Here is a 22821-nt window from a genome sequence, read left to right as displayed (position 1 = left end):
CCCGTCGCCGTATGTCCTGACGACCCTGTGGGCGCGCCTCGCGGGCGCGCGGCGGGTCGGGCGCCCGCGGGGGCCCGGGAGCGCTCCGGACGCCCTCAGGGGGCCGCGGGGTCCCTGCGCGGGGTCAGGACCAGGTCGCGACGTAGTAGCCCACGCCGTAGGGCGCCCCGTCGTGGAGGAGCGCTCCGGTCAGGCCGGCGCCTTCGCCCGCGCCGGCGAGGACCTGCCAGGGGGCGCGCCCGGCGGCCTTCAGCTCGGACGCGAGCCCGGCGTCCAGCGCGGCCAGGGCGGCGGTGTCTGCGGCGCCCAGCGCGCGGGCCGCCCCGGCGTCGAAAGCCTCGGCCCGCTCGTCGAGATAGCCCGGCGCCTTCAGGGTGCGGCAGGCGCTGCCGTCGCCCATCACGAGCAGCGCGACGCGCTCGGCGCCGGTGCCCGCGAGCAGTTCCCGGCCGGCCTCCAGGGCCCGGCCGGTCTCCAGCGTCTCCGCGACGCCCAGTCCCTCGACCGGGGCGGCGGCCCATCCCGTGCGCTCCAGCAGCCAGGCCGCCACGGCCAGCGACTGCGGCAGCCGCCGCGCGCCGGTGGGGGCGCCCTGCCCGAGCCGCACGTCGACGTCGGCGCCGAGGCCCCGGAACGAACCGGGCGTGCCCTGCGGGTGCGGCCCTTGGCCGGAGACTCCGGCCGGGCCGACGACGACGAGGCGGTCCGGACGCGCGGCGGCCAGCACGCCGACGGCGTCGACGCAGGCGGCGCGCAGCCCGTCCAGCTCGGGGGCCGCCCCGGCGGCCACCGCCGGGACGAGCAGGGGCGGACAGGGGCATACGGCAGCGGCGACGAGCATGACCGGAACGATACGCCGCGGCTCGCCGCCCGCGCCGTACCGGTCGCCGTCAGGGGGCCTCCCGCGACGTCTCGTCGGGCCGCGGCGCCCGGCACGGGGAGCACCGCCCCTGCGACAGCCGGGGAGGCGGGCCACCCCGAGCCCGCCCGGTGCGGGCCACCTCCTCCGGTCGCCGCCTAGTCGCGGCTGCAGCCCACGGCGGCCGGGGCGGGCATCGGTGCCGGGGCGCCGATCGTCGGGAGGCCGAGCATGACGCCGGCCGGCTTCTCGGCGGGGGCGGCGTTGCGCTTCTCCCACGCGTCACCGGCGCGCGTGCGGCGGACACCCTTGGCCGGGCCCTCGGCCAGCAGGTGGTGCGGAGCGGCGTAGGTGATCTCCACCGTGACCACGTCGCCCGGCCGGACCGGCTCGTCGGGCTTGGTGAAGTGCACGAGGCGGTTGTCGGGCGCGCGGCCGGAGAGGCGGTGCGTGGCGCCGTCCTTGCGGCCCTCGCCCTCGGCGACCATGACGTCCAGAGTGCGGCCGACCTGCTTCTTGTTCTCGTCCCAGGAGATCTCCTCCTGGAGGGCGACGAGACGCTCGTAGCGCGCCTGGACGACCTCCTTGGGGATCTGGCCCTCCATGTCGGCCGCCGGCGTGCCGGGGCGCTTGGAGTACTGGAACGTGAAGGCGTTCGCGAAGCGGGCCTCGCGGACGACGTGCATGGTCTGCTCGAAGTCCTCCTCGGTCTCGCCGGGGAAGCCCACGATGATGTCGGTGGAGATGGCGGCGTCCGGCATGGCGGCGCGGACCTTCTCAATGATGCCGAGGAAGCGCTCCTGGCGGTACGAGCGGCGCATCGCCTTCAGCACGGTGTCCGAACCGGACTGCAGCGGCATGTGCAGCTGCGGCATCACGTTCGGCGTCTCGGCCATCGCGGCGATGACGTCGTCGGTGAAGTCGCGCGGGTGCGGGGAGGTGAACCGCACCCGCTCCAGGCCCTCGATCTGCCCGCAGGCGCGCAGCAGCTTGGAGAACGCCTCGCGGTCGCCGAGGTCCGAGCCGTAGGCGTTGACGTTCTGGCCGAGCAGGGTGATCTCGGAGACGCCTTCGGAGACCAGGGTCTCGATCTCGGCGAGGATGTCGCCGGGGCGGCGGTCCTCCTCCTTGCCGCGCAGCGCCGGGACGATGCAGAACGTGCAGGTGTTGTTGCAGCCGACCGAGATGGAGACCCAGGCGGCGTAGGCGGACTCGCGGCGGGTCGGCAGCGTGGAGGGGAAGGCCTCCAGCGACTCGGCGATCTCGACCTGTGCCTCTTCCTGGATGCGGGCGCGCTCCAGGAGGACGGGCAGCTTGCCGATGTTGTGCGTGCCGAAGACGACGTCCACCCAGGGGGCGCGCTTGACGATGGTCTCGCGGTCCTTCTGGGCGAGGCAGCCGCCGACGGCGATCTGCATCCCGGGGCGCTTCGTCTTCATGGGCGCCAGCCGGCCGAGGTTGCCGTAGAGCTTGTTGTCGGCGTTCTCCCGCACCGCGCAGGTGTTGAAGACGACGACGTCGGCGTCCCCCTCCTCGGCGTCCTGGGGCGCGCGGACGTAGCCCGCGTCTTCCAGCAGACCGGAGAGCCGCTCGGAGTCATGGACGTTCATCTGGCACCCGTAAGTGCGCACGGAGTAGGTCTTGGTTTCGCCCACGGCAAGGCTCTGGTCACTGCTGGTCATGCAACAAGGGTAGGCGGTACCCGGTGGAGCTCCGCCCCGGAGCGTCGCCGGGCCGGATCACGGGCGGACGGGGGTGTGGCCTGCGTCACTTCGACGGTTCGCCCCCCCCGTGGCCGCCGTCGGCGGATCGCCCACGGCTCACCCCCTGTCGGTCCCGTCCCGGCCGGCCGGAGCGCGCGCCCGCCCGGGCACCCCGCCCCTTCCGTCCGTCCGCCCTCTGCCGAAGGCCGCCCGGGGGTGGCAGGATCCGCCCATGGTCCCCCGAATCCCGCGCCTCGGCAGGCGCCGCGCCCTCCGTACGGGCGTGGCGGCGGCCGTCGTGCTCGCGCTGCTGGTGTGGTGGCTGGTGTCCTTGCACGGCACCTCCTCACCGACCGGCCGGATGGCCTTCGCGACGGGCGTGCCGACCGGCGTGTACGCGAAGTACGGCGACCTCCTCAAGGAGGACCTGGGGCGCGACATGCCCTCCCTGGACGTGCGGCTGCAGCGCAGCCAGGGGTCGCTGGACAACCTGCAGCAGCTCACCTCCGGCAGCGCCGATTTCACCCTGGCCACCGCCGACTCCGTCGCCACCTACCGTGACGAGCGGCAGCCCGGGTTCGCCGGCCTGCGGGCCTGCGCGCGGCTCTACGACGACTACATCCAGCTGGTGGTCCGGAAGGACTCGCGGGTGCGGTCGGCACGCGACCTCAAGGGCTTGCGCGTCGGCGTCGGAACGGACGACTCGGGGGTGCAGCTGATCACCCGGCGGCTGCTCAAGGCGGCGGGGCTCGGTTTCGACAGGGACATCGAGGCGGAGCGGGTCGGCATCGACAAGATGCCGGGGCTGCTGGAGCGGGGCAAGCTCGACGCGTTCTTCTGGTCCGGCGGCCTGCCCACGACCGCCGTGCAGAATCTCGGTGCCCGGCTGCCCATCCGCCTCGTCCCCCTGGACGACCTCATAGCGCCGCTGCACGCGATGGGGCCGGAGGCGCGTCACTACCGGGCGGCCGTGATGCCGGCGGACGCCTATCCGGAGCTGCGGGCCTCCCAGGCGGTCAAGACGATCGCCGTCGCGAACCTCCTGATGACCATGGACCACGCCGACCCGGAGCTCGCGGAGAGCGTCACCCGCTCGGTGATGAACAGCCGCGACCGCATAGGGCTGAAGGTGCACGCCGCACAGAAGGTCGACCTGCGCACGGCGATCTTCACCGATCCCCTGCCGCTGCACACGGGTGCCCGGCGCTACTACCTGTCGGTCAAACCGTGACAGCCGGGGCCCGAGGGCGGCGGACGACCGTCCCTCAGGTCCCCTTGCCGCCCCTGCCCGACCGGGTGACGTGCTCGGAGCAGACGCGCGGCACCCGGATGACCGCCCGCAGCCCCTGGGGCTCGTTCGGGGCGTACGACAGAGTGGCGCCGCCGGCCGCCAGCAGGGCCCGCGAGATCGACAGGCCCAGCCCGGAGCCGGAGACGTTCTGATGGCGGCTGCTGCGCCAGAAGCGGTCGCCGATGCGGGTGAGCTCGTCCTCGGTCAGGCCGGGACCACCGTCGGCGACCGTGATGCCCACCGTGTCACCGTCGGCTTCGACGCTGACGGTGACGTGGGCGCCCGCGGGAGTGAACTTCAGGGCGTTGTCGACCACCGCATCCAGGGCGCTGGAGAGGGCCACCGGGTCGGCCCAGCCGGTCACCGCCGCCGGGCCGCTGTAGGTGAGGGTGACCTGTTCGCGGTCGGCCATCGGGGACCAGGCGCCCACCCGGTCGGTGACGATCTCGGCTATGTCGGCCAGTTGGAGGTCGGCCGGGGCGTGCTCGGCCAGAGCCAGGCCCAGCAGGTCGTCGAGGACCCGGGCCAGGCGCTTGCCCTCGCCGCGGACGGAGGCGATCTCCTCGTGCCCTTCGGGCAGGTCCAGCGAGAGCAGTTCGATGCGCAGCATCAGAGCGGCCAGGGGGTTGCGCAGTTGGTGCGAGGCGTCGGCGACGAAGGCGCGCTGCTGCTCCAGGACTTCTTCGAGGTTGTCGGCCATCTCGTTGAACGACCGGGCCAGGCGGCGCAGTTCCGGCGGTCCGCTGTCCACCGCGACGCGGGAGTTCATGCGCCCGGTGGCTATGCCGTGGGCCGCCGCGTCGAGGGTCCGTACGGGGCGCAGCACCCAGCCGGTGAGCCGGAAGGCCGCACCCACCGCGAGGAGCATGGCCGCGGTCTCCCCCGCGACCAGCAGCAGCCAGGAGTGCAGGATCTTGGACCGCAGGCGGCCGGTGGGCGAGTCGGTGACGACGACCGCGACGACGTCACCGTCGCGGATGACGGGTGAGGCCACGGCGAGCCGCCGGTGCTGTAAGGGCCAGACCTGTCCGGGGTCGTGGCTGCGGCGCCCCGCGAGGGCTTCTCTGAAGGCCCGCCGGCCCTCCCCGGTGTCCGGCACCGACCAGTGCGCCGGAGCGACCGCCATGGTCCGTCCGTCACGGTAGAAAATGCCGACTCTGATGTCGTACACGTCCTCGTAACGGATGAGTTCGTCGCGCAGGATGGTCAGGCGCTCGTCGGTCTCGGCCCGCGGGTCGTACGGGCGGGTGGTGACGAACTGGGCGAGCGAGGCGAACCGGGCCGTGTCGTCGATGCGGTCGACGACCAGCCGCTGCTGCTCGGCCGCGGCCATGCTCGCGGCGAGCGGGAAGCCGAGGGCCAGCAGGACACCCGCCAGCAGGACGATGAGGAGCGGGAGGAGTCGGGTGCGCACTGGTTCGTACGACCGTCACACAGCCGGGACGACGATTTTGTAGCCGACGCCGCGGACCGTCTCGATGAGGGCGGGCATCCGCAGCTTGGCGCGCAGCGAGGCGATGTGCACTTCCAGGGTGCGTCCGGTCCCCTCCCAGCTGGTGCGCCACACCTCGCTGATGATCTGCTCGCGCCGGAAGACGACGCCGGGGCGCTGGGCGAGCAGGGCCAGCAGGTCGAACTCCTTGCGGGTGAGCGGGACGGCCGTGCCGCTGACGGAGACGAGGCGGTTGGGGAGCTCGATGGTGAGGGCGCCCAGCTGCAGGGAGCGCGGGGCCTCGGGTTCGTGCGCCTCCTCGGGGCCGCTGTCGGCGGGCGGGGTGCGCCGGGCGACCGCGTGGATGCGGGCGAGGAGTTCGCCGGTGTCGTAGGGCTTGACCACGTAGTCGTCGGCGCCGAGGTTGAGCCCGTGGATCTTCGAGCGGGTGTCGGCGCGGGCGGTGACCATGATGACGGGGGTGGCGGTGCGCTTGCGGATCTTCCCGCAGACCTCGAAGCCGTCCTGGTCGGGCAGGCCGAGGTCGAGCAGGACGCAAGCGAAGGGCGCGCCTTCGTCGGGGAGCAGGCGGTGCAGTGCCTCCTCGCCGCTGCGGGCGTGGGTGACCTGGAAGCCGTGCCGGGCGAGCACCGCCGACAGGGCCGCGGCGACGTGGTCGTCGTCCTCGACGAGCAGCAGTCTCATCCGGCCCCCCTCCGTCCGACAGTGTGGTGTGACAACACCGCATCCACGCTGATGGACGCCCGTCCCGTCAAGGGGGTTGCGGGTGTGCGGGGACTTCCGTTATGCAGCCGGTACGCCCGCACCACCCTTGCGCGCGCCATGCGCCCCCTTCACGCAGAGTGTCCCTTTGCGGCCGGATCGTTATGCTCAATTTCAGCTCAGATGTAATGACGCTGGTCGTTGCGGCTCATTAGGGTCCTCCCCAACCGAGGAGGATGGAGCGAGGAACGCCGATGAGCGAACAACCGGTGCCCGACACAGCGGCGGCCGCCGCGGCCCCCGCGGACGCACTGGTCGTCCTGCACAACGTCAACAAGCACTTCGGCGCGCTGCATGTGCTCCAGGACATCGACCTGACCATTGCGCGCGGCGAGGTCGTCGTGGTCATCGGCCCGTCGGGGTCCGGCAAGTCGACCCTGTGCCGGACGATCAACCGCCTGGAGACGACCGACTCCGGCACGATCACCATTGACGGCAAGCCCCTGCCCCAGGAGGGCAAGGAGCTGGCGCGGCTGCGGGCCGACGTGGGCATGGTCTTCCAGTCCTTCAACCTCTTTGCGCACAAGACGGTTCTGGAGAATGTGACCCTGGGCCAGGTCAAGGTCCGCAAGACGGACCGCAAGGAGGCCGACAAGAAGGCCCGCGCCCTGCTCGACCGGGTCGGGGTGGGCGCCCAGGCGGACAAGTACCCCGCGCAGCTGTCCGGTGGGCAGCAGCAGCGGGTGGCGATCGCGCGGGCGCTGGCGATGGATCCGAAGGTGATGCTCTTCGACGAGCCGACCTCGGCGCTGGACCCGGAGATGATCAATGAGGTGCTGGAGGTCATGCAGCAGCTCGCCCGGGACGGCATGACGATGGTCGTGGTCACCCACGAGATGGGCTTCGCGCGCTCGGCCGCGAACCGGGTGGTCTTCATGGCCGACGGCCGCATCGTCGAGGAGGCGCGGCCCGACCAGTTCTTCAGCAACCCGCGCAGCGACCGGGCGAAGGACTTCCTGTCGAAGATCCTGCACCACTGACCGCCCCCGGGCCGCTCGACGCCGGCCCGGCCCGGCCCGCCCGCCGTCCGGCGGGCACCTGCCCGTCGGGCGCCGGACGCCTTGCCCACCGGCCGCACGACCACCTCGTAACAGCAGCAGACGCAAAGGATGTTCACCATGAAGCTCCGCAAAACCGCCGCAGCGGCCGTCGTGGTGCTGGCGCTCACCGCGTCCGCTACCGCCTGCGGCAAGTCGGGAAGCCCCGACGACACGAGCGACAAGGCGACCGGCGGCAAGTCGGCACCCCCGCTGCCGACGTACAAGGTGAACACCGCCGCCGACGTCAAGGACTCGCCCGTCTTCGAGAAGATCAAGGGCAAGACCATCACGATCGGCACCAAGGCCGACCAGCCCGGCCTCGGCTTCGAGAACCCCGGCACCAAGAAGCGCACCGGCTTCGACGTCGAGATCGCCCGGATGATCGCGGCCGACCTCGGCTTCGACGAGGCGCACATCAAGTTCCAGACGGTCCCCTCCGAGGCCCGTGAGACGCAGATCGCCAGCGGCGGCGTCGACCTGTACGTCGGCACGTACACCATCAACGACGAGCGCAAGAAGCAGATCGGCTTCGGCGGCCCCTACTACATCGCCGGGCAGTCCCTGCTCGTGAAGTCCGACAGCAGCATCAAGGGGCCGGACGACCTCAAGGGCAAGAAGGTCTGCTCGGCGACCGGTTCCACGCCGCTCAAGCGCATCAAGGAGCCCAAGTACGGGGTGGCCGAGGCCAAGGCCCAGCAGGGCTACCAGCTCTGTGTGCAGGAGCTCGTCAACGGTTCGGTCGACGCCGTCACCACCGACGACGCGATCCTCAAGGGGTACGCCGCAGAGAACAAGGGCGCTCTGAAGGTCGTCGGCGACCCGTTCTCCAAGGAGCCGTACGGCGTCGGCCTCAAGAAGGACGACAAGGCGCTGCGCGACGCCGTCAACAACGCCATCGAGGCCCACGTGAAGAACGGCGACTGGAAGAAGGCGTACGACGCCACCCTCGGCCTCTCCGGAGCCGAGGCCACCCCGCCCGCGGTCGACCGCTACTGACCAGCGGCCGCGCCTGATCGGTCCCCCCGCCGCGGCGGCCGGGCCCGGGGACCGGTGAGGTCCCCGGGCGGCCGGACACCACGGCGGCGGATGCCCGCCATGCGATTCCCGGAGAGTTGACTTGAACGTTCTGTCGGACAACTTCGCGGCATTCCGCGAAGGATTTCTCGGCACCGTCGAGCTGACGGCGCTCAGCGCCCTGCTCGCCCTGGTGCTGGGCACCCTGATCGCGGCGTTCCGCGTCTCTCCGGTGCCCGCGCTGCGAATATTCGGCACCACGTGGGTGACCCTGCTGCGCAACACCCCCCTGGTGCTGCTGTTCCTCGCCGTCACGCTCGGGCTGCCGGCGCTGGGCCTCAAGGGGTGGGACTCCTTCTGGCTCGCCGTCATGGCGCTGGGCTGCTACACGTCGGCGTTCATCTGCGAGGCCATCAGGTCCGGCATCAACGCCGTGCCGGTGGGGCAGGCGGAGGCCGCCCGCTCCCTCGGGATGACCTTCAACCAGAGCCTGGGCGAGATCGTGCTCCCGCAGGCCGCCCGCACGGCGGTTCCGCCGATCGGCAGCCTGCTGATCGCGCTCGCCAAGAACACGGCGATCGCCTCGGGCTTCAACGTGACTGAACTGGGCTCCTTGCAGAAGACCCTCAACGCCGACGCGGGCTACAACATCTATGTGATCTTCCTCTGGATCGCGATCTGCTACATCATCATCACTTTCGCGATCAGCGGCCTGTTCCGGCTGCTGGAGAACCGGTTGGCGGTGTCCCGATGAGCGCGAGCGTCCTCTACGACGTACCCGGCCCCAAGGCGCGGGTCCGCAACCGGATCTACGGCGCCCTCTCCACCGTCGCCCTGCTCGGTCTGCTGGCCTTCATCGTCTACAAGCTGGACGGCACCGGCCAGTTCCAGGCCGAGCTGTGGGACGACTACGAGTACAGCAACACCCACGAGCGCATCGTCGACGGCCTGCTGACGACGCTCAAGACCTTCGCGATCGCCGCGGTCCTCTCGGTGGCGCTCGGAGCGGTACTGGCGGCCGCCAGGCTCTCCGACCACAAGCCGGTGCGCTGGGCGGGCACGGCGTTCGTCGAGTTCTTCCGCGCCATGCCACTGATCATCATGATCTTCCTGCTGTTCGCGGGGGTCTTCACGTCCGACCCGATGTGGGCGCTGATCATAGGGCTCACGCTGTACAACGGTTCGGTGCAGGCGGAGATCTTCCGCACCGGCATCAACGCCGTGCCCAAGGGGCAGAGCGAGGCCGCGTACGCCCTGGGACTGCGCAAGACCCAGGTGATGTCGAGCGTCCTCATCCCGCAGGCCACCCGCACGATGCTGCCGTCGATCATCAGCCAGCTCGTGGTGACCCTGAAGGACACCTCCCTCGGCTTCATCATCCTGTACGAGGAGCTGTTGTTCGTCGGCAAGGCGTTCGCCCAGCAGACCCCGCCGGTGAACGGTGTCTACGCCTTCATCCCCATGGTGATCGTCTTCGGTTCGATCTACATCCTGCTGTGTCTGGCCCTGTCCTCCGTCGCCACCTGGGTCGAACGGCGCACGAAGCGCTCGCGCAAGGGCACGCCGCCCCCGATGCCGGCCGCCGACACCGCTGCCCAGGCGGGATTCACCGCCGGTGGCGGCGCCTGAGCGCGCCGTACCGCCCCGTGGGCGCCCCGTCGGCCGTGCGGCCGACGGGGCGCACTCGTTCCGGCGCGCCACGGGGAGCGGCCTGATCACTTGACGCAAGCACCCGCAATGGGTTGCATACGTTCTGTGATCGAGCACCGTGTCCCCCTCGTCGGACCCCGTACGCCCCAGGCGGCGCGTACGGCCCGCACGCACCGTGGAGCCCACGGCGGCGCCGTCGGCCGCCGCGGGGCAGTGGGAGCCGTGCCGTGGACCCGGTGATCGTCGTCGGGGCCGGCCCGGTCGGCCTCGCCCTCGCGCTCGCCCTGACCCGCCACGAGGTGCCCGTCGTCCTCCTCGACGAGACACCGGCCGACGCCGTCGGCCAGGAGGAACAGCGTCTCGCCCGGACGGTCGTGCTGCGCCCGGACACCGCCGCGTTCCTGGAGCGCCTGGGGTACGCGGCGGAGGACGGCGCCCGGTGGACGGGGTGGCGGACGCTGCGCCGCCGCGCGGTGGTGACCCGCATTCCGTTCGCGGCGCACGAGGGGCCCGAGGAGACCGCGGCCCCCGACGACTCCGAGCCCGGGGAGCACGGCGAGGACGCGGGGCCCGGCCGCGGAGCCGGCGGTGAGCCGTCGCCGCTGCACGTGCCGCAGCACGCGCTGACCCGGGAGCTGCGGGTCGCCCTCGCCCGGGAGCCCGGGGTGCGGATCGTGCCCGGCAGCCGCGTGGACACCCTCCGCCAGGACGCCGAGGGGATCACCGCCCACACCCGGGGGGACAACGGCACCCTCTGGCGGGGCAGTTACCTGGTGGGGTGCGACGGGCCCCGGTCGACCGTCCGCAAGCTGCTGGGGGCGCGCTTCCCGGGGCGGACGGCCGTCGAGCGGTACGCGGTCGCCGCGCTCCGCGCCGAGCTGCCCTGGCCCGGCGAGGCCGTGCTGCACCGCTCCCCGCCGCGCGGCGGGGAGGTGACGGCGCGTCCGCTGCCGGACAGCGCCTGGCGGCTGGACTGGCTGCTGCCGCCGGGCGGTGATCTCGTCACGCCCGACGCCCTCCTCACCTTGGTCCGCGATTCCCTGAGCACGTGGTGCGGGGAAGTGCCACCGTACGAGCTGCTGGACACCGGCGTGCACGTCGTGCACCACCGGCTCACCCGCCGGATGCGCACCGGCCGGGCCTTTCTCGCCGGGGACGCCGCCCACTTGCTGGGGGCGCTCGGCACCCAGGGGCTCGACGAAGGGCTCCGGGACGCGGGGAATCTGGCCTGGAAGCTGGCGCTGGCCTGGCATCACGGCGCTTCGGAGACCTTGCTCGACAGCTATCAGGCCGAGCGGCGCGGCGCGATCAGCGCGCGGCTCCGCGCCGCCGACCGGCTCCTGCCCGCGGTGCGCGGGGCGGGTGGGTGGCGCACGGTGGGGCGCGTGCTCGTGCCGGGCGCCATGCGCGGGCACGACGAACAGCTGACCGATGGTCACCTCGGGCGCGGAGTGCTGGGCGCGCCCCCGCTCCTGCCCCGTACGCCCCTGGCGCCGGCCGGGCCGCCCGCGAGCGCCGTTCCGGTGGCGACGGAGCCGGGGTCCCCGGTCGAGGACGTGCCGGTGACCGCGCCCGACGGGTCCGTGGTGCGGCTGCGGGACCGGCTGGGCGGCGCGCTGCTGGTGGTCCTCGTCGCCCCGGGGACGGGCGTGTGGGAGCGCAGGCACTGGCTGGGTGCCGGGCTCATGCCACGGCTCGCCGCCGCGGTGGGCGCGCTGCCCATGCGGGCGGAACTCCTGGTCACCGAGGGGTACCCGGGCGCCGCCGCGCACACCGTCCTGCTGGTCCGGCCGGACGGCTATCTGGTGGCCGCGATGGCCGGGGTCCGGCCGGCGGAGCTGTACGCGTGCGCCGACGCGGTGCGGGGCGGGGCGCCGTCGCGAGGGGACGCCGACGGGCCCGACGGCCCGGGCGGCGCGGACGACCCCGGCGGCACGGGCGGTGTGGACGGCGCGGAGGAGTGCGGGCCGGGGCGCGCGGGCGCCTCCGAGAGTGCGCCCAGAGAGGCTACGGCCCACCGTTGACCTGCCCGAGCGGCCGTGGTTGACTACGGAACGTGACTGACAGCGGCGTGCGTTTCTGGCGGAGGGTCCATCTCGACCTGGTCCGCTACGCCGGCTGCGTCTGTCGTCCGTCCTGCTGATCCGCTTCCTCCGCGCGTCCGGCCCGGGTGCCGCGCGCTCCTTCGCGATCACTCAGGACGGTCTCCTGTGTCTCTTCCCGTACACACTCCCGCGCCCGGATCCACCGCTTTCGCCGACGGTCCGCCCGCGGCCACGCTTCTCGACTTCGTCCACCGGGCGGCGGCCGATGCCGCGCTCATCGCCTCGCTGCCGCTCGATCCCGATGGGCGCACCTGGCTGCGGCTGGCAGGGCCGGGTGGCAGCGAGGCGTGGCTCATCGGCTGGCCACCGGGCTCCGGCACCGGCTGGCACGACCACGGCGGCTCGCACGGCGCCTTCGCCACCGCCGCGGGCCGGCTGACCGAGCAGTCGCTCGCCGCCCAGCTGCCCACGGAGGGCTGGAAGGTGCTGGAGCTGGCGGACGGTGTGGACCGGGAGCGGGAGCTGTCCGGCGGGCGCGGCCGGGCCTTCGGGCCGCACCATGTGCACCAGGTGTTCAACCCGTCGCCGCGGCGGCACGCGGTGTCGGTGCACGCCTATCACCCGCCGCTGCCGATGATGCGGCGCTACAGCCGTACGGGGCAGGTGCTGCGGCTGGAGCAGGTCGAGTGGCCGAAGGAGTGGGCATGAGGGTCGAGGAACTGCTGGCGGCCGCCCGGGTGGGCCTGGACCGGCTGGGGCCCGCGGAGGCCGCGGCGGCCCAGGCGGGGGGCGGACTGCTGGTGGACATCCGCTACGCGGCGCTGCGCGAGCGGGACGGGCTCATCCCCGGAGCGCTGGTCGTGGAACGCAACGAGCTGGAGTGGCGCCTGGACCCGCTGTGCGATCACCGGGCGGCGCAGGCCACCGGACACGACCTGCGGGTGGTCGTGGTCTGCAACGAGGGCTACGCCTCCAGCCTGGCCGCGGCCTCCTTGCGCTTGCTCGGTCTGCGCCGTGCGACGGACCTGGCGGGCGGCTTCCAGGCATGGCGTGCGGCGGGGCTCCCGGTCACACGCTGAGGCCGGCCACCGCACCGGGCGGCCTCATGCCCCGTGCGGGCGGGCCGGCGGGGCCCGTGACTGCCGTGCCGCCCCTTGGACGCGGCCACTCGCGCACTCCGCGCACCGGGGCCGCCGGGCCGCCGGGGCCGCCCGGGCCACCGATGAGCCTCCCGCCGGGCCCACGAGGCGGTGCACGGCCGGACGGAATCTACGCCGCCGGCCAATCCGCGGGCCCGCGACTGCCGTGCCGCTCCCCGGGACGCTGCCACTAGCGCACCAGGGTCACCGGGGTCACCGGGGTCACCGGGGTCACCGATGAGTCTCCTACCGGACCCACGAGGCGGTGCACGGCCGGACGGAGTCCACGCCGCCGGCCAATCCGCGAAGCCCGCGACTGCCCTGCCGCTCCCCGAAACGCGGCCACTCACACACCGGGCCACCGGGGTCCCCGAAGCCGCCGAGGCCGCCAGGCCACCGGGGCCGCCCGGGCCACCGATGAGCCTCCCGCCGGGCCCACGAGGCGGTGCACGGCGGGACGGAACGGAATCGACGCCGCCGATCCATCCGGGGTGAGGGAAAGGGCCGCGGCCGGCCCGACCGGCATCCGCCGGTCAGGCGTCCGGCAGGTAGGAGTCCAGCAGCTCCGGCTCCTCGCCTTCCTCCTCCAGGGCCCGGCGCACCACCCGCAGGGCCAGGCCCTCGGGATAGCCCTTGCGGGCCAGCATCCCGGCGAGGCGGCGCAGCCGCTTGTCGCGGTCCAGGCCTCGGGTGGACCGCAGCTTCCGCTCGACCAGCTCGCGGGCGGTCCGTTCCTCCTGCTCGGCGTCGAGCTGCCCCACGGCTTCGTCGATCACCGCGGAGGCCACGCCTTTCGTACGCAGCTCCTGTGTCAGGGCCCGGCGGGCGAGGCCCCGGCCGCGGTGCCTGGACTCCACCCACGCGCCCGCGAACGCCGAGTCGTCGATGAGGCCGACCTCCTCGAACCGGGAGAGCACCTCTTCCGCCACCTCGGCCGGGATCCCCTTCTTGGCCAGCGCGTCCGCGAGCTGCTTGCGGGTGCGCGGGGATCCGGTGAGCAGGCGCAGGCAGATCGCCCGCGCCTGCTCCTCGGGACGCGGTGGCGGCCCGTCCCCGGCCCTCGACGAGGACGAGGCGCCACCGCGTGTCCGGTCGCCCGGCCCCGAGGCCGGGCCCTGGCGGCCTCCCCCGGCCTCCGGCAGGGGGTATTCCGATCGCCGTGTCACGGGTCAGCTCTTGGCAGCCGTGGCCTTGGCCGCCTTGCCCGTGGACTTTGAGGCGGGAGCCGGGACCGACTTGGCCGGCTCGCCCGCGCCGGCCGCCGCGTCCGCGCCGGGCTCGGCAGCGGGGGCGGCGGGCTTCACGCCCACGCCCAGCTTCTCCTTGATCTTCCTCTCGATCTCGTTGGCGAGGTCGGGGTTGTCCTTGAGGAAGTTGCGGGCGTTCTCCTTGCCCTGGCCGAGCTGGTCGCCCTCGTAGGTGTACCAGGCGCCGGCCTTGCGGACGAAGCCGTGCTCCACGCCCATGTCGATCAGGCCGCCCTCGCGGCTGATGCCCTGGCCGTAGAGGATGTCGAACTCGGCCTGCTTGAAGGGCGGCGCGACCTTGTTCTTGACGACCTTCACGCGGGTGCGGTTGCCGACCGCGTCCGTGCCGTCCTTGAGGGTCTCGATGCGGCGGATGTCCAGGCGGACCGAGGCGTAGAACTTCAGCGCCCGGCCACCGGTCGTCGTCTCCGGGGAGCCGAACATGACGCCGATCTTCTCGCGGAGCTGGTTGATGAAGATCGCGGTGGTCTTGGACTGGTTGAGCGCGCTGGTGATCTTGCGGAGCGCCTGGCTCATCAGCCGGGCCTGGAGGCCGACGTGCGAGTCGCCCATCTCACCCTCGATCTCCGCGCGCGGCACCAGGGCGGCGACGGAGTCGATGACGATCAGGTCGAGGGCGCCGGAGCGGACCAGCATGTCCACGATTTCCAGGGCCTGCTCGCCGGTGTCCGGCTGCGAGAGGATGAGGTTGTCCGTGTCGACGCCGAGCGCCTTGGCGTACTCCGGGTCGAGCGCGTGCTCCGCGTCGACGAAGGCGACCGTGCCGCCCGCCTTCTGGGCGTTGGCCACGGCGTGCAGGGTGAGGGTGGTCTTACCGGAGGATTCCGGTCCGTACACCTCCACGACACGGCCGCGCGGCAGCCCGCCGACGCCGAGGGCGACGTCCAGAGCGGTCGACCCGGTGGGGATGACCTCGATGGGGTCGTTCGGCCGGTCACCGAGGCGCATGACCGCGCCCTTGCCGAATTGTCGTTCAATCTGTGCGAGCGCGGCGTCCAGCGCCTTCTCGCGGTCAGTGCCTGCCATGGGTTCCACCCGGTTTGCTTGAGTCGATCGCTTCACGTCAACGACGCTAACGCCTGCCACTGACAATGGGCCCGGGCGCCGCCCTGGCCTGTGGATAACTCGCCTCCCAGGAGGCCAGGAACACCCATGAGAATGGATGTTCGATTTTGGTGTCAAGCGCGCCGCGCCCGGCGCGTGTCAGCGCCCGCGCAGCTTCCGGAACAGCCTCAGGAGGGCCGGGGAACGGCCTCCGTCGCTCCGCCGGCCGCCCTGGACGCGCGGATCGTCCAGGACCTCGTACCGCTTCACGTAGGCCCCCAGGAACGCCTGCAGCGTCGCCGTGGCCGGGATTGCGATCAGCGCGCCCACCGCGCCGAGCAGCGCGGTGCCCGCCACCACCGAGCCGAAGGCGACGGCCGGGTGGATGTCCACGGTCCGGGCGGTGATCCGGGGCTGCAGCACATAGTTCTCGAACTGCTGGTAGACCACGACGAAGCCGAGCACCCACACCGCGTACCAAGGGTTGACGGTGAAGGCGAGCAGTATGGGCAGGGCGCCCGCGAGGTAGGTGCCGATCGTCGGGATGAACTGCGAGACGGTGCCGACCCAGATCGCGAGCGCGGGGGCGTACGGCACGCCCAGGATCTCCAGCAGGACGTAGTGCGCGACCCCGGAGACCAGTGCCATCAGGGCGCGCGAGTAGATGTACCCGCCCGTCTTGGCCACCGCGAGCTCCCAGGCCCGCAGCACCTCGGCCTGCCGGTGGGGCGGCAGCACGGAGCACAGGGCGCGGCGCAGCCGGGGACCGTCGGCCGCGAAGTAGAAGGAGAACAGCAGCACGGTCAGCAGCTGGAAGAGGCCGCCGAGCACGGTGGCGGAGACGCCCAGCACGCCGCTGGCGCTGTTCTTCACATATTTCTGCAGCCAGTCCGAGTGCAGGACGCTCTCCTGGACCTCGACCCGGTTGAGGCTGGTGTGGAAGGTCCGGTTGGTCCACCGGATCACCGAGTCCACGTAGGAGGGAAAGTTCTCCACCATGGTCACGATCTGGTCGGCGAGCATCGAGCCGAGGAGAGTGAAGAACCCCGCGCCGACGACGGTGACACCGAGGAAGACCAGGCCCGTCGCCAGCCCGCGGCGCATGCCGTGCGCGGACATCCGCGCCACGGCCGGCTCGATGGCCAGAGCCAGGAAGAACGCGATGAGGATATTGATCAGCAGGCCGATGAGCTGCAGGAACGCCCAGCTGGCCAGCTGGAAGCAGGCGAAGAGGGCGAGCGCCACGACCATGGCGCGGGGCAGCCAGCGAGGCATTCGGGCGTCGGCGGCGGGCCGAGGCGGTCCAGCGGGATCCGGGGCGGTGTCGTCTGCTGCCACGGAGCAAGTGTGGACCAACAGGTGAAACGAACCCCGGACGACCGCGGGGCGGTTCCCCCGCGCGCCCTGCGATTGCGCTCCTCAGCGCTGCTCAGTGCCCGTCATCGCCCGTCATCGCCCCGCCGGCGCCCTGGCACCGCCCCCTCAGCGCCGGTCGTCGGGGATCTCCAGCGCGCGGCACACCCCGCGCCAGACCTCCTTGGCGCTCCAGCCCGCGTCGAGCGCCTGGTGCACGGTCCTCCCGCCGAGCTCGGACATCACATGATCGCGCGCGAAGGAGTCGGCGTACGCCGCGCCGAAATGGTCCGCCATCCGCTGCCAGAAAACCGTCAACCGCATGCGATCAGTATCCCGCCCCTGAGAGTGCTGCCGGGCACGAGCCGCTGACCGGGGACGTTTTCCGCCCTACGGTCGGTGCATGGCCCGATCCGGAGCATCCCCCCTCGCCCGCGCCGAGCAGTTCATCTGGCTGACCGCCCGCGTTCTCGAACAGCGGAGATTCGCGTTCCACTTCCTGGAGGGCAGCCCCGACGCGGTCGAGGCGGCCCTCGCGGCCTACGCGGGGGACGACGGCGGCTTCGGGCACGCCTTGGAGCCCGATCTGCGCGGCCCGGTGAGCCAGCCCCTGCACACCGCGCACGCGCTGAAGGTGCTCGACGAGATCGGACGCTGCGGCGACCGGCGGGTGGAGCGGGTCTGCCGCTACCTGACGGCGGTCTCCACCCGGGACGGCGCGCTGCCCGCCCTGCATCCCTCGCTGCGCGGCTACCCGGCTGCCCCCTGGATCCCGGTGGTGGACGACCCGCCGAGCGATCTGCTCGCCACCGGCCCGGTGGTGGGGGTGCTGCACCGCAACGAGGTGTGGCACGCGTGGCTGTTCCGGGCGACCGACTTCTGCTGGGCCGCGGTCGAGGAACTGGGCAACGGGGCCGCAACGCACCCGTACGAGGTCCGGGCGGCCCTCGCGTTCCTGGACGGCGCCCCGGACCGGGCGCGCGCCCAGGCGGCGGCGGAGCGGCTGGGCCGGGTGGTGCGGGAACAGCGGCTGGCGGTCCTGGAGCCCGAGCGCCGCGCCGACCACCCGGTGCCCGAGGGGTACGCGCCCGGCGAGCACCACTTTCCGCACGATTTCGCGCCGGCCCCCGGGTCGCTGGCCCGGCCCTGGTTCACCGACGCGGAGCTGGAGCGGTCGCTGGATTTCCTGGCCTCCTCGCAGGAGGAGGACGGCGGCTGGCCGATCGGCTGGCGCGCGTGGGCGCCGGGCACCCGGCTGGAGTGCCGGCCCATGGTGACCCTCACCGCCCTGCTGACGCTGCGTGCCTACGCCCGGCCCCTGTGAGCCCCGACCCGGCCCCTGACCTGCGGTGCCGGGGCATTGTCAGTGGTGCGGTGCACGATGGGGTGCATGGCGGACGACAGGGTGGCGGACAGCGGCGGGGACGGCCCCGCGGGGGGCCTCGCGGGGTTCTCCCCCGCGACGCGTGCCTGGTTCACGGGGGCGTTCACCGCGCCCACGGCGGCGCAGAGCGGAGCCTGGCGGGCCATCGGTGAGGGCTCCGACGTGCTGGTCGTCGCCCCGACGGGGTCGGGCAAGACGCTGGCCGCCTTCCTGGCTGCCCTGGACCGGCTGGCGAGCACCCCGCCGCCCGCCGAGACCAAGAAGCGCTGCCGGGTGCTGTACGTCTCCCCGCTCAAGGCCCTGGCCGTGGACGTCGAGCGCAATCTGCGCAGTCCGCTCACCGGCATCCGCCAGGAGTCCGTACGGCTGGGGCTGCCGGAGCCGGAGATCCGGGTCGGCATCAGGTCCGGTGACACCCCGCCCGCCGAGCGGCGGGCGCTGGTCACCCGGCCCCCGGACATCCTGATCACCACCCCCGAGTCGCTGTTCCTGATGCTGACCTCCGCCGCGCGGGACGCCCTCGCCGGCGTGGAGACCGTCATCCTCGACGAGGTGCACGCCGTCGCGGGCACCAAGCGGGGCGCGCACCTCGCCCTGTCCCTGGAGCGCCTCGACGCCCTGCTGGCCCGCCCCGCCCGGCGCATCGGCCTCTCCGCGACCGTCCGCCCGGTGGACGAGGTGGCGCGCTATCTGTCACCGCAGCGCCGGGTGGAGATCGTCCAGCCGCCGTCCGGCAAGGAGTTCGACCTGTCGGTGGTCGTCCCGGTGGAGGATCTGGGAGAGCTGGGCGGCTCGCCCGTCCAGGAGGGCGACAGCAAGGAGAAGCCGTCGATCTGGCCCCATGTCGAGGAGCGGATCGCCGATCTCGTCCAGGCCCACCGCTCCACGATCGTCTTCGCCAACTCCCGCCGCCTCGCCGAGCGGCTGTGCAACCGCCTCAACGAGATCGCCTACGAGCGCGCCACGGGCGAGCCCCTGCCCGAGCACCACTCCCCCGCCGAGCTGATGGGCGGGGCCGGGGGCGGCAAAGGGGCTCCGGGGGTGCTCGCCCGCGCCCACCACGGATCGGTCTCCAAGGAGCAGCGCGCGCTGGTGGAGGAGGACCTCAAGGCGGGCAGGCTGCCCGCGGTCGTCGCGACCTCCAGCCTGGAGCTCGGCATCGACATGGGCGCGGTGGATCTGGTCGTCCAGGTGGAGTCCCCGCCGTCGGTCGCCTCCGGCCTGCAGCGGGTCGGCCGCGCCGGGCACCAGGTCGGCGCGGTCTCCACCGGTGTCGTCTTCCCCAAGTACCGCGGGGATCTCGTGCAGGCCGCCGTGGTGACGGAGCGGATGCGTGCGGGCGCGATCGAAGCCCTGCGGGTGCCCGCCAACCCGCTGGACGTCCTGGCCCAGCAGATCGTCGCCATGGTGTCGGTCGACACCTGGGACGTGGACGAACTGCTGGCCATGGTGCGGCGGGCCGCGCCGTTCGCCGCCCTGCCGGAATCCGCCTACACCGCGGTGCTCGACATGCTCGCCGGGCGCTACCCCTCCGACGCCTTCGCGGAGCTGCGCCCGCGCCTGGTCTGGGACCGCGTGGCCGGCACAGTCACCGGCCGCCCGGGGGCGCAGCGGCTCGCCGTCACCTCCGGCGGCACCATCCCCGACCGCGGTCTGTTCGGCGTCTTCCTGGCGGGCGCGGACCCCAAGAAGGGCGGCGGCCGGGTCGGCGAGCTCGACGAGGAGATGGTCTACGAGTCGCGGGTGGGCGATGTCTTCACCCTCGGCACCACCTCCTGGCGCATCGAGGACATCACACGGGACCGGGTCCTGGTCACCCCCGCGCCGGGCGTGCCGGGCCGGCTGCCGTTCTGGAAGGGCGACCAGCTGGGACGCCCGCTGGAGCTCGGCCGGGCGCTCGGCGGGTTCCTGCGCGAAGTCTCGGGACTCGCCCCCGGCGCGGCCCGCGAGCGGCTCACCGCCGCCGGCCTCGACACCTGGGCCGCCGACAACGTCCTGTCCTACCTCGACGAGCAGCGCCGGGCCTGCGGCCACGTGCCGGACGACCGCACCATCGTCGTCGAGCGGTTCCGTGACGAGCTCGGAGACTGGCGAGTCGTCGTCCACTCGCCCTTCGGTGCCCAGGTGCACGCCCCCTGGGCACTCGCCCTCGGATCCCGGCTCACCGAGCGGTACGGCATGGACGCCCAGGTGATGCACGCCGACGACGGCATCGTGCTGCGGCTGCCGGACGCCGATCTCATGGGTCTGGATCTCCTCGACGCCGACCCCTCCCGGCAGGGTACGGAGCACGACGACGGGCAGTCCCCCGTCGGAGCCGCCGATGTCGCCTTCGACCAGGGGGAGATCGGTCAGATCGTCACCGACCAGGTCGGTGGCTCGGCCCTGTTCGCCGCCCGGTTCCGCGAGTGCGCCGCCCGTGCCCTGCTCCTGCCGCGCCGCAACCCCGGCAAGCGGACCCCGCTGTGGCAGCAGCGCCAGCGCGCGGCCCAGCTCCTGCAGGTCGCCGAGGAGTTCGGCTCGTTCCCGATCGTCCTCGAAGCCGTCCGCGAGTGCCTCCAGGACGTCTTCGACGTTCCCGGGCTGACCGAGCTGATGGGCGACATCGAGGCCCGCCGCGTCCGGCTGGTGGAGGTGACGACGCCGGAGCCGTCCCCGTTCGCCCGCTCCTTGCTGTTCGGCTACGTGGCCCAGTTCCTGTACGAGGGTGATTCCCCGCTCGCGGAGCGCCGGGCCGCGGCCCTCTCCCTCGACTCGCGCCTCCTGTCCGAGCTGCTGGGCCAGGCCGAGCTGCGCGAGCTCCTCGACGCGGACGTCCTCACCGAGCTGGAGCGTGAGCTGCAGTGGTTGACGGAGGACCGCCGGGCCAAGGACGCCGAGGGCGTCGCCGATCTGCTGCGGCTCCTCGGCCCGCTCACCGACGCCGAGCTGGCGGAGCGCGGCGCAGACCCGCAGTGGGCGCGGGAGCTGTCGGAGGCACGCCGCGCCATCCGAGTCCGCATCGCCGGACAGGAGCACTGGGCCGCCGTCGAGGACGCGGGCCGGCTGCGCGACGCCCTGGGCACCGCGCTGCCCGTCGGCGTCCCCGAGGCTTTCACCGAGCCCGTCAAGGATCCGCTGGGCGATCTCCTCGCCCGTTTCGCCCGCACCCACGGCCCGTTCACCTCCGCCCGGGCCGCCGCCCGCTTCGGGCTCGGCCCGGCGGTCACCGACGGCGCCCTGCACCGCCTCGCGGCGAACGGCCGGGTCGTCCAGGGGGAGTTCCACCCCTCGGGCATCGGCCAGGAGTGGTGCGACGCGGCGGTCCTGCGCAGGCTGCGCCGCCGCTCCCTGGCCGCGCTCCGGCACGAGCTGGAGCCGGTGCCGCCCACGGCGCTGGCCGCCTTCCTCCCCCAATGGCAGCACGTCGGCACCCACAGCCTCCGGGGCGTCGACGGCCTGGTGCGCGCCGTCGAGCAGTTGCAGGGCGCGCCCGTCCCGGCATCCGCGCTGGAGAAGCTCGTCCTGCCCGCCCGGGTAGCGGACTTCTCCCCGAACCTCCTGGACGAGCTCACCACGGCCGGCGAAGTCGTTTGGGCCGGGGCGGGGGCCCTGCCCGGCAAGGACGGCTGGGTCACGCTGCTCCTCGCCGACGCCGCTCCCCTGCTGTTGCCCGCCCCGCACCCGCTGGAGCTCTCCCCCGTCCACCAGGCGGTGCTCGACGCGCTCGCCGGCGGTTACGGCCTGTTTTTCCGTCAGATCGCCGACCTGGTACGCGCCGGGGACCCCGGCGTCACGGACCCTCAGATCGCCGATGCCGTCTGGGATCTCGCCTGGTCCGGCCGTCTCACCAACGACACCCTGGCACCGCTCCGCGCGCTCCTCGGCTCGGGGCGGACGGCCGGTTCCACGGCGCACCGCGCCAAGCGCGCCGTCCCCCGCGGGCGTTACGGTTCCCTGACCGGCCGTACGGGAACGCTGCGCCCCACGGCCTCGCGCGGCGGGCCGCCCACGGTCGCGGGACGGTGGTCCCTGCTGCCCGTCCACGAGCCCGACCCCACCCACCGGGCGCACGCCCTGGCCCGCACGCTCCTCGACCGGCACGGCGTGGTGACCCGGGGAGCGGTGGGCGCCGAGGGGGTGGAGGGCGGTTTCTCCGCGGTCTACCGGGTGCTGTCGGTCTTCGAGGAGAGCGGCCAGGCCCGCCGCGGTTACGTGGTCGAGGGCCTGGGGGCGGCACAGTTCGCCATGGACGGCGCGGTCGACCGGCTGCGCGCCGTCGGCACGGCCCGTGAACGGGCCGGCGGCGGGGCGTTCGCCGACGGGCCGGGTGCCCGCGGCCCCTGGGACGGCGGGCCGCAGGCCGCGGCACGGCCCGGGCGACCGGCCGGCCGGGCCGTCGTCCTGGCCGCCGCGGACCCCGCCAACGCCTACGGGGCCGCCCTCCCCTGGCCGGAGCCCCCCGAGGGCGCGACGCACAAGCCCGGCCGCAAGGCCGGATCCCTGGTCGTCCTCCTCGACGGCGCCCTGGCCCTGTACATGGAGCGCGGTGGCAAGACACTGCTCGCCTGGCCGCAGGAGGAGGGGGCCGACGTGGCGAGCAGGGACGACCCCGGTCTCAGCGAGGCGGCCGCCGCCCTGGCGCAGGCCGCCCGCGCGGGCGCACTGGGCACCGTCACGGTCGAGCGGGTCAACGGCGCCCCCGCGCTCTCCTCGCCCCTGGGGGCCCTGCTGGAGTCGGCGGGCTTCCACGCCACGCCCCGCGGCCTGCGCTTGCGCGCACCCTGACCCGAGGCCCGCCCGGCGGACGCGGGCCAAGGGCGGCAGCCCCAGGCCC

The 22821-nt window shown here is 73.3% G+C and carries 19 protein-coding genes; 11 read left to right on the top strand and 8 right to left on the bottom strand.

Annotated features, from left to right (window positions below):
• Positions 1-124: 124 nt before the first annotated feature.
• Positions 125-841, bottom strand: a complete 717-nt coding sequence (locus ABZ951_RS24005) for a class III extradiol dioxygenase subunit B-like domain-containing protein (RefSeq protein WP_344089956.1) — start codon at positions 839-841, stop codon at positions 125-127.
• Positions 842-1017: 176 nt separating this feature from the next.
• Positions 1018-2541: a tRNA (N6-isopentenyl adenosine(37)-C2)-methylthiotransferase MiaB gene (miaB, locus tag ABZ951_RS24000; protein ID WP_344089958.1), complete on the bottom strand. Its 1524-nt coding sequence runs from the start codon at positions 2539-2541 to the stop codon at positions 1018-1020.
• 253 nt (positions 2542-2794) lie between these two features.
• On the opposite strand from miaB, the gene ABZ951_RS23995 reads away from it, so the two are divergent.
• Positions 2795-3793, top strand: a complete 999-nt coding sequence (locus ABZ951_RS23995; RefSeq protein WP_344089960.1) for a TAXI family TRAP transporter solute-binding subunit — start codon at positions 2795-2797, stop codon at positions 3791-3793.
• Between the two features lie 34 nt (positions 3794-3827).
• Here the strand turns inward: ABZ951_RS23995 and ABZ951_RS23990 are convergent, their stop codons facing one another.
• Both ABZ951_RS23990 and ABZ951_RS23985 read right to left on the bottom strand, forming a co-directional pair.
• Positions 3828-5267 (bottom strand): HAMP domain-containing sensor histidine kinase, encoded by a 1440-nt coding sequence (locus ABZ951_RS23990; RefSeq protein WP_344089962.1) that lies wholly within the window; start codon positions 5265-5267, stop codon positions 3828-3830.
• A 15-nt stretch (positions 5268-5282) separates the two neighbouring features.
• A complete protein-coding gene (locus ABZ951_RS23985; protein WP_344089964.1) occupies positions 5283-5990 on the bottom strand; it encodes a response regulator transcription factor in 708 nt (235 codons plus the stop codon).
• A 329-nt stretch (positions 5991-6319) separates the two neighbouring features.
• On the opposite strand from ABZ951_RS23985, the gene ABZ951_RS23980 reads away from it, so the two are divergent.
• From ABZ951_RS23980 to ABZ951_RS23945, 8 genes are all read left to right on the top strand, one after another.
• Positions 6320-7048 (top strand): amino acid ABC transporter ATP-binding protein, encoded by a 729-nt coding sequence (locus ABZ951_RS23980; RefSeq protein WP_344090034.1) that lies wholly within the window; start codon positions 6320-6322, stop codon positions 7046-7048.
• A 138-nt stretch (positions 7049-7186) separates the two neighbouring features.
• Complete coding sequence (locus ABZ951_RS23975) at positions 7187-8104, top strand: glutamate ABC transporter substrate-binding protein (protein ID WP_344089966.1); 918 nt, start codon at positions 7187-7189, stop codon at positions 8102-8104.
• Between the two features lie 121 nt (positions 8105-8225).
• Positions 8226-8876 (top strand): amino acid ABC transporter permease, encoded by a 651-nt coding sequence (locus ABZ951_RS23970; RefSeq protein WP_344089968.1) that lies wholly within the window; start codon positions 8226-8228, stop codon positions 8874-8876.
• Positions 8873-9751 (top strand): amino acid ABC transporter permease, encoded by an 879-nt coding sequence (locus ABZ951_RS23965; RefSeq protein ID WP_344089970.1) that lies wholly within the window; start codon positions 8873-8875, stop codon positions 9749-9751. The genes ABZ951_RS23970 and ABZ951_RS23965 overlap by 4 nt, the downstream gene beginning before the upstream one ends.
• Before the next feature lie 248 nt (positions 9752-9999).
• Entirely contained in the window at positions 10000-11796 is a 1797-nt protein-coding gene (locus tag ABZ951_RS23960) for an FAD-dependent monooxygenase (RefSeq protein ID WP_344089972.1), read from the top strand.
• Between the two features lie 32 nt (positions 11797-11828).
• On the top strand, positions 11829-11915 hold the full coding sequence (locus ABZ951_RS23955) for a putative leader peptide (RefSeq protein WP_361280649.1): 87 nt from the start codon (positions 11829-11831) through the stop codon (positions 11913-11915).
• A 67-nt stretch (positions 11916-11982) separates the two neighbouring features.
• Positions 11983-12525, top strand: a complete 543-nt coding sequence (locus ABZ951_RS23950; RefSeq protein ID WP_344089975.1) for a cysteine dioxygenase — start codon at positions 11983-11985, stop codon at positions 12523-12525.
• Positions 12522-12896 (top strand): rhodanese-like domain-containing protein, encoded by a 375-nt coding sequence (locus tag ABZ951_RS23945; protein WP_344089977.1) that lies wholly within the window; start codon positions 12522-12524, stop codon positions 12894-12896. The genes ABZ951_RS23950 and ABZ951_RS23945 overlap by 4 nt, the downstream gene beginning before the upstream one ends.
• A 593-nt stretch (positions 12897-13489) precedes the next feature.
• Here ABZ951_RS23945 and recX read toward each other — a convergent pair.
• The 4 genes from recX to ABZ951_RS23925 form a co-directional block, all read right to left on the bottom strand.
• Positions 13490-14098 (bottom strand): recombination regulator RecX, encoded by a 609-nt coding sequence (gene recX / locus ABZ951_RS23940; protein WP_344090036.1) that lies wholly within the window; start codon positions 14096-14098, stop codon positions 13490-13492.
• A gap of 27 nt (positions 14099-14125) precedes the next feature.
• Positions 14126-15250, bottom strand: a complete 1125-nt coding sequence (gene recA / locus ABZ951_RS23935) for a recombinase RecA (RefSeq protein ID WP_344089979.1) — start codon at positions 15248-15250, stop codon at positions 14126-14128.
• A 177-nt stretch (positions 15251-15427) separates the two neighbouring features.
• Positions 15428-16606, bottom strand: a complete 1179-nt coding sequence (locus ABZ951_RS23930) for an AI-2E family transporter (RefSeq protein ID WP_344089982.1) — start codon at positions 16604-16606, stop codon at positions 15428-15430.
• A gap of 144 nt (positions 16607-16750) precedes the next feature.
• Positions 16751-16945: a DUF3046 domain-containing protein gene (locus ABZ951_RS23925; RefSeq protein WP_344089985.1), complete on the bottom strand. Its 195-nt coding sequence runs from the start codon at positions 16943-16945 to the stop codon at positions 16751-16753.
• A gap of 79 nt (positions 16946-17024) precedes the next feature.
• Here ABZ951_RS23925 and ABZ951_RS23920 point away from each other — a divergent pair, with 79 nt between their 5' ends.
• The gene (locus tag ABZ951_RS23920) at positions 17025-17945 is read left to right on the top strand and encodes a hypothetical protein (protein WP_344089988.1); all 921 of its coding nucleotides are present in this window, start codon (positions 17025-17027) and stop codon (positions 17943-17945) included.
• Positions 17946-18011: 66 nt separating this feature from the next.
• Positions 18012-22772 (top strand): ATP-dependent helicase, encoded by a 4761-nt coding sequence (locus ABZ951_RS23915; RefSeq protein ID WP_361280642.1) that lies wholly within the window; start codon positions 18012-18014, stop codon positions 22770-22772.
• Positions 22773-22821 lie beyond the last annotated feature (49 nt).

Origin of the sequence: Streptomyces sp. NPDC046215 (genome assembly GCF_040646215.1) — a bacterium.
GTDB classification, from domain to species: domain Bacteria; phylum Actinomycetota; class Actinomycetes; order Streptomycetales; family Streptomycetaceae; genus Streptomyces; species Streptomyces stramineus.
The sequence above is the reverse complement of the archived record's forward strand: the minus strand, read 5'-3'. Positions and strand labels throughout refer to the sequence as shown.